Origin of the sequence: Parasegetibacter sp. NRK P23 (genome assembly GCF_023721715.1) — a bacterium.
Taxonomy (GTDB): Bacteria; Bacteroidota; Bacteroidia; order Chitinophagales; family Chitinophagaceae; genus Parasegetibacter.
Genome location: NZ_JAMDLG010000001.1, coordinates 251,889 through 265,013, shown reverse-complemented (window position 1 = coordinate 265,013; position 13,125 = coordinate 251,889). Strand labels below are relative to the sequence as shown.

The 13,125-nt window shown below is 48.4% G+C and carries 9 protein-coding genes; 7 read left to right on the top strand and 2 right to left on the bottom strand.

Features of this window, described 5'->3' with window-relative positions; genetic code table 11:
• Positions 1-36: 36 nt before the first annotated feature.
• Both M4J38_RS19775 and M4J38_RS01030 read right to left on the bottom strand, forming a co-directional pair.
• Positions 37-1,614, bottom strand: coding sequence for a TlpA disulfide reductase family protein (locus M4J38_RS19775; protein WP_251757663.1), 1,578 nt, complete (start codon positions 1,612-1,614; stop codon positions 37-39).
• A 260-nt stretch (positions 1,615-1,874) separates the two neighbouring features.
• On the bottom strand, positions 1,875-3,116 hold the full coding sequence (locus tag M4J38_RS01030) for an MFS transporter (protein WP_251757662.1): 1,242 nt from the start codon (positions 3,114-3,116) through the stop codon (positions 1,875-1,877).
• Between the two features lie 137 nt (positions 3,117-3,253).
• On the opposite strand from M4J38_RS01030, the gene M4J38_RS01025 reads away from it, so the two are divergent.
• The 7 genes from M4J38_RS01025 (at position 3,254) to M4J38_RS00995 (ending at position 12,762) form a co-directional block, all read left to right on the top strand.
• Positions 3,254-3,943 carry a succinate dehydrogenase gene (locus tag M4J38_RS01025; protein WP_251757661.1) on the top strand — a complete coding sequence of 230 codons (690 nt, stop codon included), beginning with the start codon at positions 3,254-3,256 and terminating at the stop codon, positions 3,941-3,943.
• A gap of 37 nt (positions 3,944-3,980) precedes the next feature.
• On the top strand, positions 3,981-5,954 hold the full coding sequence (locus M4J38_RS01020) for a fumarate reductase/succinate dehydrogenase flavoprotein subunit (protein WP_251757660.1): 1,974 nt from the start codon (positions 3,981-3,983) through the stop codon (positions 5,952-5,954).
• A gap of 29 nt (positions 5,955-5,983) precedes the next feature.
• Entirely contained in the window at positions 5,984-6,745 is a 762-nt protein-coding gene (locus tag M4J38_RS01015; protein WP_251757659.1) for a succinate dehydrogenase/fumarate reductase iron-sulfur subunit, read from the top strand.
• A gap of 300 nt (positions 6,746-7,045) precedes the next feature.
• Positions 7,046-7,255 (top strand): hypothetical protein, encoded by a 210-nt coding sequence (locus M4J38_RS01010; protein WP_251757658.1) that lies wholly within the window; start codon positions 7,046-7,048, stop codon positions 7,253-7,255.
• On the top strand, positions 7,207-7,515 hold the full coding sequence (locus M4J38_RS01005; RefSeq protein WP_251757657.1) for a type II toxin-antitoxin system RelE/ParE family toxin: 309 nt from the start codon (positions 7,207-7,209) through the stop codon (positions 7,513-7,515). Before M4J38_RS01010 ends, M4J38_RS01005 begins: the two co-directional genes overlap by 49 nt.
• Before the next feature lie 62 nt (positions 7,516-7,577).
• Positions 7,578-9,215, top strand: a complete 1,638-nt coding sequence (locus M4J38_RS01000; RefSeq protein WP_251757656.1) for an ABC-F family ATP-binding cassette domain-containing protein — start codon at positions 7,578-7,580, stop codon at positions 9,213-9,215.
• Between the two features lie 91 nt (positions 9,216-9,306).
• Positions 9,307-12,762, top strand: a complete 3,456-nt coding sequence (locus M4J38_RS00995) for a hypothetical protein (RefSeq protein WP_251757655.1) — start codon at positions 9,307-9,309, stop codon at positions 12,760-12,762.
• Positions 12,763-13,125: the final 363 nt, after the last annotated feature.

Genomic DNA, 13,125 nt, shown 5'->3' with positions numbered 1-13,125 from the left:
TGAGCCGCTCCTTTTATTTATTGCTATGTCAATGTTTTATTTTAATGCCTTGGCAAGTTGTTCCTTTATTTGCTGACTACTGGGGCGTGCTGCTGCTTTGAAAGCAATCTCACCATTCTTGTTTATTACAACATAATGGGGGATAGCGGAAATACCAAATTTGTTATAGAGGTATTCCGTTTGTTTTCCAGTAAGGAAAATATGTTCTCCTTCCAGGTTCATATTGCTGATGACTTGTTTCCAGGTACTTTCAGGCGATGAACTGCACAGAAAAACAAATACTACATTGCTATCTTTTAAACTTTTTCTCAGTTGTTTACTGGAGGGCATCTCTTCTAAGCAGGGGCCGCACCAGGTCGCCCAGAAATCAAGGTACAGTGCTTTCCCTGGGAATTTTGCCGCAAGAAAAGCTAATATTGAATCCCCGGCATTGGTAGAGAGATTGTGCACGTTGCTGCCGTCAGGAAGTTGCGGATTATTCAGGAAAGCAATTGCGGCATCGTAATCTTTTTGAATTCTATCCCTGATCGGTTTGTTGCGGATTTCTTTGACGGCTTTGGCTGCGTAAGTTTTGTCGCGCTCAATATGCTGGTTAATAGCTTTCTGCAAGGATTGCGCAAGAAGAATATCGAATGCGATACCGGCTCCATACTCTTTTTTTAGCGTTTGAAGGTATGCGTCAGGTTTGGGCTCTCCGTGTTTGATGTCAATGTTGCTTTCCTCATATGCATCCAGCAATAATTTCACATTGCTTTTATCCCAAACAGCAGGGTCCTTTTTAACCAGCGCTGCAAGGTTATCGGCATCAGCGGACGACAGTGATTTACTATTTGTTCGGATGGTGAATACATCTCCGCTTAAAGCGCGCGTCATCCATCCCTGTTGTTCCGGGGTGAGTATGTTCCAGCCTTTGTTGTACCATTTTCGAACCATACTTTTTGCTGAATGATAGTTGTCTCTGTGTTTTGAGCCGTATAATTCATATCCTTTCAGAAAGGAAAAACTGTAGTTGGAGGTCATTAATGCCTCATTGTTGTGGAGAACGGATTGTTTGATAAATGCAAGGTATTCGTCGGGCACATGGCTCCCGGGAACGTTATCGTTATAATATTGGTGGAGCCAGGTATAACGCATAAGATCATCATAGTAATGGTACTTCATGTGAAGTGAGAGAAATCTGATACCTTCTGCGCTCAGTGTACCGGTTTTCCTGATACTGTCAAAAATAGCACGGTCACGTTCAAACGCATTGGTCCGGTAGGCGAGGTACTGCATGGCAGAATCCTTCTCAATATGTTTGTCCGCAATTTCCCACTGGTCGCGCATGGGGTATTCGTCAAGCATTTTGTTGAATACGAGCATATCTTTGGTAATTCTACCTGATCTTCCTGATAAGCGGATTCCAAGATCGTCACGGTTTTTGAGTATCTGAGCGGCAGACAGCGTTACGTAGATGGTGTCGCCTGAATAGACGAAAACAGCGGAAATCGATTCTTCGCCCAATCCCATCATAATATCCTGGGAGAAGGAGAGGGGGAATTCTGTTTGGAAGCTTCCGTCAGACTGCACTTCAGCGTCATAAGATATCTGATCGCCGAGGATTGGGTCATTCACGATCCATCGTACAAACGAGAATTTTTCCTTGAAACTGTTATAATCTGTTACGGTTCCTCTTATCTGAACACGTCCTGGAATAGGTGCAGCGGGTGAAGGGAGCCCAGAAGTTAACAGGAGAAACAGCAGAAAAAATTGTAGTGTAGCTTTTAGCATTGACACAGGATTAAGGTTAAGGAACATGTACTAATATACATTTCGTTCACAAGACCTCTCCTTGAATGCCCGACTTTAACTATTCATTTAAAATTCGTTTCTGACTAATATTCCATCTTCCTTAATCCCGGCGCTTTGAACCAGGTCACGATCACTACGGCGATGGTCATGCAGCCACCGAATACCACGGAGGGCACGATGCCGAGGAGGCGGGCCATCACGCCGCTTTCAAACTGACCGAGTTCGTTGCTGGAGTTGATGAACATGGAGTTAACGGACATCACCCTGCCACGTAGTTCGCTCGGGGTTTTTAACTGTAAAATGGTGCCGCGGATCACCATGCTGATGCCGTCTAAAACACCGCTGATGAGCAGGGCAAAGAACGAGAGCAGGAACCATTTCGAAAGTCCGAACAGGATGATGCAAAGTCCGAAGCCTGCCACGCAGAACAATAAGATGCGTCCCTGTTTTTTTTGCAGCGGGAACAGGGTGATGGCGATTACCGTGCATATGGCGCCGATATCGGCCGCGGCGTTGAGCCATCCGAAACCGATAGGGCCGATGTGCAGAATGTCTTTTGCGAAAACGGGTACCATGGCCACGGCTCCGCCGAAAAGTACGGCGAACATGTCCAGGGAAAGCGCGCCCAGTACCTCTTTTGTGCCTACCACAAATTTCAATCCTTCCTTCACGCTTTCCCAGGTTTTCTTTTCCACGTTAATGGATTCAGGTGGTTTGGGAAGAATGCGGAAAAGAAAGGAGAAGGCGATACACAACACCACCAGAATCGTGGCCAGGGTGCCTGTATTCTGAAACCCGGCGATGAGGAAACCGCCAAGCGCGTGCCCGGTAACTGAGCCGGTGAGCCAGGCGCTCTGGTTCCAGGAAATGGCGTTGGGTAATATTTCGCGTGGTACCGTTTGGGCGAGGATGGCGTGGAAAGTGGGACCGGTGAAAGAACGGATCACGCCGGTCAGGAAGATGGTGGCGTAAATACCAATCAATGCGGGTGTTTGTTGAATGCTGCCCCGTGATAACAACAGGGAAAGGCTGAACAGAATACCTGCGCACAAAGTGTAAAGCACTACGCCTTTCAACATCATCTTCCGCTTATCACTGATATCAATCACGTGACCGGCATACAAAGCGAGGGAAATAGCGGGAATTACTTCTGATAAACCGATGAGTCCCACCGCCAGCGGGTCGCGGGTAATTTCATATACCCACCAGCCCACGAGGGTGGCCATCATGCGCAGTCCCATGATGAATAAAAATCTTCCCAACATTAAGTGCCTGAATTCTGTTATTCTAACCGATGCGAAAGGATCGTTCCTGGAGTCTGTCATCCCGTACACTTTGTGCAAAGATAGGTGTATGATAACCACTAATTAATACCATAAAAAAATGAGTATGAGAGGTGGTTTTGAACCTCCGATTGTTATTTTTGCGTCATATTTTTTAATAAAACCCTAATTCTTGCGGTATGAACTGGAAACAGTTTTTTACATCGTCGGTTGGAAAGAAATTCATCATGAGCCTTACGGGGATATCGTTGATCCTTTTCCTGGTGGTGCACGTGGGGCTTAACGCCACAATTTTCGCGAACGATAACGGAGAGATGTTCAACAAGGCGGCCCATTTTATGGGATCCACCATTGTGACGCGTACGCTTGAGATCGGATTGTTCCTGGGTATTTTGCTGCACATTATTCAGGGATTGGTGGTTACTGCTGAAAACAACAGCCGCCGCGGCAAAGGGTATGCCGTTACTTACGGTAACCGCGGCAGTAAATGGTACTCCCGCTCCATGGGGCTTTTGGGAACCCTTGTGTTGCTGTTTCTTATTATGCACATCGCGCAGTTCTGGGTGCCTTCCCGCATTACCGGATTGGGAGAGATCGCTTATGCCGATGGAAAAGTGCTGCACAACCTTTATGGTGAAATGCTGGTCGTTTTCCAGGAAAGTCTGTTGGTAGTAGTATTGTATGTACTCGCCTGTATCTCCCTCGCGTTCCACCTCATGCACGGGTTCCACAGCGCTTTCAGAACGCTGGGTGTGCACAACAAAAAATACCTGGGTATGCTGGAAGCAACAGGACTCTGGTTCTCCATCATTGTATGCGCCGGATTCGCCTCTATGCCCGTGGCCATGTACCTGGGATGGGTAAAATAATACTTCAAAATTCTATTCAAACGAATCAACTTCCGATATGCTGAATTCAAAAATTCCTGCCGGTCCGTTAGATCAGAAGTGGAAAAGCTATAAAGCCAGCTGTAAGCTGGTAAACCCCGCCAACAAAAGAAAGATCGAAGTAATTGTGGTGGGAACAGGCCTGGCCGGTGCATCGGCCGCCGCAACTTTAGGTGAACTGGGGTACAAAGTGAAAGCTTTCTGCTTCCAGGATTCTCCCCGCCGCGCGCACTCTATTGCCGCGCAGGGTGGTATCAACGCCGCTAAAAACTACCAGAATGATGGAGACTCTGTTTTCCGTCTTTTTTATGATACGGTGAAAGGTGGTGACTACCGCGCCCGTGAAGGGAACGTGCACCGCCTCGCTGAAGTGAGTGTGAGCATCATCGACCAGTGCGTGGCGCAGGGCGTGCCCTTCGCGCGTGAATATGGTGGATTGCTCAGTAACCGCTCTTTCGGTGGAACACAGGTACAACGTACATTCTACGCCGCCGGACAAACAGGTCAGCAATTGCTGATCGGGGCTTACCAGGGCCTGGAAAGGCAAATCGCGCTGGGCAATGTGAAAATGTACAACCGCCACGAAATGCTGGAAGTGGTGGTGATTGACGGGAAAGCCCGTGGTATCATCTGCCGTAACCTGGTAACAGGGCAGCTGGAAAGACATTTCGGTCATGCCGTACTGTTATGCTCCGGTGGATACGGTAACGTATTCTACCTGAGTACCAACGCTATGGGCAGCAACGTGACCGCCGCCTGGAAAGCACATAAGAAGGGGGCGTATTTCGGTAACCCCTGCTTTACGCAGATCCACCCCACCTGTATCCCTGTTTCCGGAGACCATCAAAGCAAGCTCACGCTGATGTCTGAATCGCTCCGTAACGACGGACGCATCTGGGTGCCGAAAAAACAGAACGATGACCGTAAACCGAATGAAATTCCGGAAGAAGAGAGGGATTATTACCTGGAAAGAAGGTATCCGGCTTTCGGAAATCTCGTACCACGTGACGTGGCCTCGCGTGCCGCCAAAGAAAGGTGTGACGCAGGTTATGGCGTAGGCTCTTCCAAACAGGCGGTATACCTGGATTATGCAGCCGCCATCCAGCGTTACGGCGAAGGGGAAGTGAACAAGAGAGGACTTGAAGGAGCCGATGCCGCTACCATTACAAAACTGGGTAAGGAAGTGGTGAAAGAGAAGTACGGTAACCTCTTCGATATGTACGAAAAGATTACAGGCGAGAATCCATACGAACAACCCATGCGCATCTACCCGGCTGTGCACTATACAATGGGTGGACTGTGGGTGGATTACGAACTGATGACGAATATTCCCGGATTGTACGCGTTGGGTGAAGCCAACTTCTCCGACCACGGGGCCAACCGTTTGGGAGCTTCCGCGCTGATGCAGGGACTGGCCGATGGCTACTTCGTGATTCCTTACACCATTGGTAACTACCTCGCCGATGATATCAGAACGGCCTCGATCCCCACTTCGCACCCCGCGTTCGAAGCCGCTGAAAAAGAAGTGAGCGATCGTATCAATACACTCATGAACATTAAGGGAACGCAATCTGTTGAAAGTTTCCACAAACGTTTGGGCAAAATCATCTGGGATAAATGCGGTATGGCGAGAAATGAAGCCGGACTGAAGCAGGCGATTGAAGAGGTTCGGGCGCTGAGGGCGGAATTCTGGAGCGACGTGCGTATCCCCGGAAAGATTAATGAGATGAACCCTGAACTGGATAAGGCCAACCGCGTTGCTGACTTTATCGAACTGGGTGAACTGATGTGCATCGATGCCCTCAATAGACGTGAAAGTTGTGGCGGACACTTCAGAGAAGAATCGCAGACTGAAGATGGTGAGGCGCTGAGGAACGACGAGGAATACGCCTATGTTGCCGCCTGGGAATACAAGGGATTGCACAATTGGGAGCTTCACAAAGAGGAACTCAGTTTCGAAATAGCAAAACCCTCACAACGTTCTTACAAATAAATCTTAGACTTTATAAACCGGAATATACCATGGAACACTATACCATGAACCTGAATTTAAAAGTATGGCGCCAGGAAAACCAGCAGGATGCCGGAAGGTTTGAAACATACCAGGTGAGCGATATCTCCTCCGAAATGTCGTTCCTCGAAATGTTCGACGTGTTGAATGAAAGGCTGATCAAAGAAGGAAAGGACCCCATCGCTTTCGATCATGATTGCCGGGAAGGTATCTGCGGCATGTGTTCCATGCACATCAACGGCAAACCCCACGGTCCCTGGGAAGGAACCACCACCTGCCAGCTCCACATGCGCGCCTTCAAAGATGGCGATACCGTAGTGGTGGAACCCTGGAGGGCAAAGGCTTTCCCCGTACTGAAAGATTTGGTGGTGGACAGAACTTCTTTCGACCGCATCATCCAGGCCGGAGGGTATATTTCCGTGAATACCGGTAACGCGGTGGATGGAAACGCCATTCCCATTGAAAAGGAAAAAGCCGATGCTGCTTTCGCCGCTGCGGCCTGTATTGGTTGCGGAGCTTGTGTGGCAGCATGTAAGAACTCTTCCGCAATGCTTTTCCTCTCCGCCAAGGTTTCTCACCTCGCTTTGTTGCCACAGGGCGGCCCGGAAAGAAAAACGCGTGTACTTAACATGGTGGCCCAGATGGACAAGGAAGGATTTGGCGCATGTACCAACACCGGAGCCTGCGAAGCCACGTGCCCCAAAGAAATTTCCATTACCAATATTGCGCGCCTGAACGGAGAATACATCTCAGCGGGATTGGTTTCTGAATAAGAGATTAAATAGGTTTTGTATAAAAAAGGCGCACTGTAGGGGGCGCCTTTTTTAATGCCTTCTGCCGCGTCGTGGCGTTGCGAAGTATGAAGCTATTGTGAGATACGAAGCAATCACGAGAAATACAAATATGTTTCACTAAGAAAATGTCCCAACCTCTGGTAAGAACTCAAATCTACGTCCGGCAGGAGATTCAGCACTTTTATCCGTGAAAAAACGCCATTACACCCCGTTTTTTTCTCCCCTGAAAACTTTTGGAACCCATCCCCGAATGTGTAGCTTTGGTAAAAATCTGAGCATATGGAGAAGCGTGAGGAGAAAAAAATATTGGTAAAATGCGGTAACGAATACCTGACCCAGGAGTACCTCGATGCATACGATCAGGAACTGGAAGAGGGGAACGCTCAGGTAGAGCGGGGTGAATTCGTGACCCACGAAGAAGTGTTAAAGCAATTCAGTGAATGGGAGAGCAGGATGCGGCGGAAATTATCTGGTCAAGGCAGGCTTTGAATCAGAAACAACGCATCTCAGATTATTTCGAATATTATGCCCCCGCTTATTGTCTGAAGTTAATGAAGGCGATTTACGATGCCATACATAAAATGGCGCGTCATCCCCATGCTTATCCGCCTGATGGTCGTAAGTGGAACAACAACGGAACCTATCGTTTCCTGGTAGTGTACAGTTACCGTGTTTCCTTCCGGATCGTTGGTAACACCTGCCGTATAGTAGGTATCCGTCATGTAAAGCAGGAGGCGAAAATGTACTGAGCGGGCTTTTTGATGTCCCCCATGAATGTCCTACCTTTGCACCCTCAAAACATTAAGTATTCATGATTAGTGTAAAGAATGTAACGCTGGCTTACGGCAAAAGGGTGTTGTTTGATGAAGTGAACATCAATTTCACCAAGGGCAACTGTTATGGTGTGATCGGTGCGAACGGGGCCGGGAAGTCCACTTTTCTGAAAATACTCAGCGGCGAGATCGAACCCAATAAGGGGACCGTGGAAATATCCAAGGGAGAACGCCTCGCTGTATTAAAACAGAACCATTTTGAGTTTGACGATCAAACGGTTATCAATACCGTGCTCATGGGCCACAAGAAAATGTGGGATGTGATGCACGAAAAAGACAGCATATACGCTAACCCCGACGCAACAGAAGATGATTACCTGAAAGCGGGTGAACTGGAAGCCGAATTCGGGGAAATGGGTGGCTATACCGCGGAGAGTGATGCGGCCAGTCTGCTCAGCAACCTCGGGGTGAAAGAAGTGTATCAGCAAAGCCTGCTACGCGATATCCCCGGTAACCTGAAAGTACGGGTGCTGCTGGCACAAGCCATTTTCGGTAATCCCGATATCCTGCTGCTGGACGAACCGACCAACGGCCTGGACATCGAAACCATCAGTTGGCTCGAAAACTTCCTCGCCGATTACGAGAACATCGTACTGGTGGTGAGCCATGACCGTCACTTTCTCGATGTGGTATGTACCCATGTGGCCGATGTGGACCGCAGCAAGATCAAAGTATTTACCGGAAACTACACGTTCTGGTATGAAAGCAGCCAGTTGATGGCCCGCCAGATCAACGACAGGAACAAAAAGAACGAAGAGAAACGCCAGGCACTCCTCGACTTCATCGCGCGCTTCAGCGCCAACGCCTCTAAAAGTAAGCAGGCCACCAGCCGGAAAAAAGCGCTGGAGAAACTCACCATCGAAGAGATTGAGCCCAGCACAAGAAGATATCCCGGAATCATCTTCCAACCCTTGCGTGAAGTGGGGAACCAGATTCTCAATGTGGAGAACCTCGGCAAATCCGTTGATGGAAGGAAATTATTTGATAAGGTAACCTTTGATGTCAGCAAAGGCAACAAGATCGCTTTCTATAGCAAGGACCCGCTTGCCGTGACCAGTTTCTTCGAGATCATTACCGGAAACGCACAGGCCGATAAGGGAAAATTCGAATGGGGAACCACCGTTACTTCCGCTTATCTTCCGCTCGAAAACAACGAGTTCTTTAAAGAAGGACTGCCCATGATGGACTGGCTGCGCCAGTTCGTTCCGGCCCATGTTACAGACGCGGATGAACCCTTCCTGCGTGGCTTCCTGGGGAAAATGCTGTTCAGCGGAGACGATATCGCCAAGAAAACCAATGTACTCAGCGGAGGTGAAAAAGTACGTTGCATGATCAGTCGCATGATGCTCCAGAATCCCAATTGCATCATCCTCGACCAACCTACCAACCACCTCGACCTGGAAAGTATCCAGAGCTTTAACGAACAATGTATCGAATTCAAAGGAATCGTACTGTTGACCAGTCATGACCATACTTTCATGGAAACGACCGCCAACAGGATCATAGAACTGACCCCGAACGGTATCATCGACAGGCTCATGACCTTCGATGAATACCTGCAGGACGAACGCGTGCAAACCCTGCGCGCCGAAATGTACGGTGAAGCCCTGGTTTAACCCATGGGCTTCACAATCCTTCTCAGTTATTTTCGTTTAAATTTATACCTAACTTATTCTGAGAGGATTGAAAAACCGGGTACTACTGTTTGTGATAGGCTTGCTGTGCGTCCAGTTGCTGGAAGCGCAAGCGCCTTCGGGTACCAATCTCCGTAAAAAGAAAATCCCGGTCGTAACCACGCCTTGCAAGGTCGATCCTTTCAGTATCATTCCCAATACTTTCAAAATCAGTGGAGTAGGAGTGGATGCCTATATACTGGATGAGGTGAACGCCATCCTTATCTGGAAACAAACTCCGTTATCCGATAGTGTCTGGGTGGAATACAGAACTTTCGGGATTAAACTAAACGCACCCATAAGACAACACAGCTTCGACAGCATCAGCGACAGGATCGCAGGAAAACCGTTCGTTTTCAACAGCAATAATTTCGGACGAAAAGAAAACGATCTTTTCAATTTTGGTAACCTGAACTACAACGGCAGTTTCGGAAGAGGCATCTCTTTCGGGAACGCCCAGGATGCCGTGGTGAACTCCAACCTGAACCTGCAGCTCAGTGGTTACCTCGGGGATAGTGTTGAAATCGCCGCAGCCATTACAGACAACAATATTCCCATTCAACCCGATGGGAACACCCAGCAACTCAATGAATTTGACCGCATCTGGTTACGGTTCTCCAAAAAAGACTGGCAACTCAACCTCGGGGATATCGATATCAGGCAGAACAAAAACTATTTCCTGAACTTCTACAAAAGGCTTCAGGGTATCTCATTCGAACATACACAACACCAAAAGAACGGTGGTCAGAACAATGTGCTCGTATCCGGCTCCATCGCGAAAGGAAAATTCACCCGTAACATCTTCCAGGGGCTTGAAGGCAACCAGGGCCCTTACCGGTTGCAGGGCGCCAACAACGAATTCTTCTTCGTGATCCTCGCCGGAACAGAACGCGTTTTTATTGACGGTGAACTGTTGCAACGCGGCGAAGACCAGGACTACGTCATCAATTACAACACTGCCGAAATTTCCTTCACCCCGAAGCGAATGATCACCAAAGACAAAAGGATTCAGGTGGAATTCGAATATGCCGACCGCAACTTCCTGAACGCGAATCTTTACCTCAACGATGAATGGAAACCGAACAACAGGCTCACCCTCCGGCTCGGCGCCTTCAACAACAGCGATGCTAAAAATTCTCCCATCAACCAAACCCTTGACGTTCCGCAAAAGCAGTTTCTCAGCGACCTGGGCGACAGTATTCAGAAGGCGTTCTATCCCGTGTCTTCCATAGATACTTTTTCCGCCGGAAAAATCCTCTACTCAAAAATCGATACCACCTTCGACAACAGGACCGATTCCATCTATGTTTACGATACCACAACGATTGGCACCAAATACAGTTTGGGTTTTCTCGCAGTAGGTCCCGGAAATGGTGACTATGAACCCGATTTCAACGGCGCGAACGGAAAAGTATACAGATGGATACAACCGGTGAACGGCATCTCGCAAGGTTCCTATGCTCCGGTGACTTACCTCGTTACGCCCAAAGCCCAGCAGGTAGTGACGGTTGGCGCGGATTACATCCTTTCCACCAACACGGTACTGAACACAGATCTGGCCATGAGCAGGTACGATGTAAATACTTTCTCGGCAAAAGACAAAGGCAACGACCAGGGTTTCGCCGCAAAGTTTCGCGTCAATAACACAAGAAAAATCGGCGGGAAACGGAAACATTCCTTGTTAAGCGAAGCAGGGTATGAATATGTGGACATGAACTTTAAACCGGTGGAACGTTTACGGAATGTAGAGTTTACGCGCGATTGGGGACTTAACCTGCTGGAGGCGCCGGCAACGGAACAACTCGCCAACGCGGCACTGGAACTCCGGGATAGTGCGGGTAACCATGTTCGTTACCAACTGAATACTTATCACCGTTCCGATAATTTCTCAGGTGCAAGACATACGGTTTTGCAGATGGGCAACTGGAAGAACTTCCGAACCAATGTTAAACTTGAATATACAAAGGCGGAAGCGGCACGCACAAAAGGTTATTTCCTTCGTCCAACCATAGATGTTTCCAGGACATTCAGTAAAATCAGGAACATTACCCTGGGGGCAAACTATGCCAGGGAAGAGAACCGGCAGCGCGATAAAACAGCCGACACGCTCTCGCAACTGAGTTTTCTTTTTGAGACGGTGCAGGCTTACCTGCGTTCAGATGAACAAAAGGCCAACCGCTGGAACCTCGGCTATTTTACAAGAAAAGACAAGATCCCGGCAGGCAAAGAACTGCTTCAAACCGACCGGAGCCATAACTTTAACATCGGTACCGAATTAATGGGAAATGAAAGGCACCAGTTCCGCATGAATCTTACCTACCGAACCTTGCAGGTACAGCGCCCCCTGCTAACAGGTACGCTTCCGGATAAAAGTTTGCTAGGCAGGGCAGAATACAGCATCAGCGAATGGAAAGGACTGGTAACGGGGAATGTGCTGTACGAACTGGGTTCCGGGCAGGAACAACGCCGCGATTTTACCTACCTTGAAGTGCCCGCCGGACAAGGTGAATACACCTGGAACGATTACAACGGAGACGGTATCCCACAGCTCAACGAATTTGAACTGGCACAGTTCCGCGACCAGATGCGTTTTATCAGAATTTATACACCCACCAACGAATTCATCAAAGCCAATTACACCACGTTCAACTACAGTGTCAACATCCAGCCCAGGGCCATCTGGAACCAATCGCAGCAAAAAGGACTAAAAGGTTTTGTGGCGCGGTTCAACTGGCAATCCTCCCTTCAGATCAATAAAAAAGAGATCGCCAGCGGCATCACCCAGTTCAATCCGTTTGTTGGCGCGGTAGAGGATACGTCATTGATTACACTGCAATCCATTTTTGCGAATACGCTTTCTTTCAACCGTTTCTCCACGCGCTGGGGGATGGACATCAGCCGGTTGAGCAACGAAAACAAATCGGTGCTCACGTATGGTTTTGAAAGCAGGGAACTGAAAGAATGGAACCTAAAAGCACGGTGGAGCGTAAGCCGGGAACTGCTTTTGGATGTTACAACCCGCTCAGGAGAAAATGTTCTTTTTACCCCGAAGTTCGAGAACAGAAACTACAGGATCGGCATCGCTTCTATCGAACCCAGGGCAAGTTTTACGAGGAAAACCAGCCTCCGGCTCTCGCTCAGTTACAAAATGGAAGAGAAAGAAAACAATATTGGTTTCAATGAAAAAGCGTTCAGTCAATCGGTGATTTCCGAACTAAAATACAATGTGCTGCAGAACGGATCGATCGGGGGAAAACTCACCTACAACCGGATCAGTTATTCCACCAAAGATCCGGCCGCCGGCACCAACTCCACTGTAGGATACATTCTGCTCGATGGCTTACTCCCAGGCAACAACATGCTTTGGAACCTGGAGCTGACCAAACGGTTATCAAATAACCTGGAACTGAATTTTCAATATGAAGGAAGGAAGCCGGGCGAGAGCCGGACAGTGCACGTGGGAAGAGCGAGTTTACGGGCGCTTTTCTGATGAATGCGTGGCGTCGTGGCAAAAAAAAAACACGCAAGGCGCGCAAAGAAGCAAGGACGCAAAGAGCTGTTTTATTTTTAGAAGCGTTAATTATGGCGAAGGGTTTATTTCACACAACGGCGCTACGGTGCAACGGCCTTGATTGCTTGCGGACACGCAGAGACTATATGTAAATAAGAGGAGGCGCATCATCAATAATGCGCCTCCTCTTTAATAATAACTATTGTAACGTATCAGGCTGGAATTCTGCAAATCAACAAGGTGAAATATAATCTTGGCTTTGCGTCCTTGCTCCCTTGCGTCTCGTATGTTTGTGTTGTTGTAATAATTTAGCTTAATCAATGTGAAAAGTCAGGGAACCCA

Bases quoted from the DNA above. Each gene is read 5' to 3' on its own strand.
- M4J38_RS01030 (WP_251757662.1), bottom strand. From the start codon at position 3,116: ATGACAGACTCCAGGAACGATCCTTTCGCATCGGTTAGAATAACAGAA.
- M4J38_RS01025 (WP_251757661.1), top strand. From the start codon at position 3,254: ATGAACTGGAAACAGTTTTTTACATCGTCGGTTGGAAAGAAATTCATC.
- M4J38_RS01020 (WP_251757660.1), top strand. From the start codon at position 3,981: ATGCTGAATTCAAAAATTCCTGCCGGTCCGTTAGATCAGAAGTGGAAA.
- M4J38_RS01015 (WP_251757659.1), top strand. From the start codon at position 5,984: ATGGAACACTATACCATGAACCTGAATTTAAAAGTATGGCGCCAGGAA.
- M4J38_RS01010 (WP_251757658.1), top strand. From the start codon at position 7,046: ATGGAGAAGCGTGAGGAGAAAAAAATATTGGTAAAATGCGGTAACGAA.
- M4J38_RS01005 (WP_251757657.1), top strand. From the start codon at position 7,207: ATGGGAGAGCAGGATGCGGCGGAAATTATCTGGTCAAGGCAGGCTTTG.
- M4J38_RS01000 (WP_251757656.1), top strand. From the start codon at position 7,578: ATGATTAGTGTAAAGAATGTAACGCTGGCTTACGGCAAAAGGGTGTTG.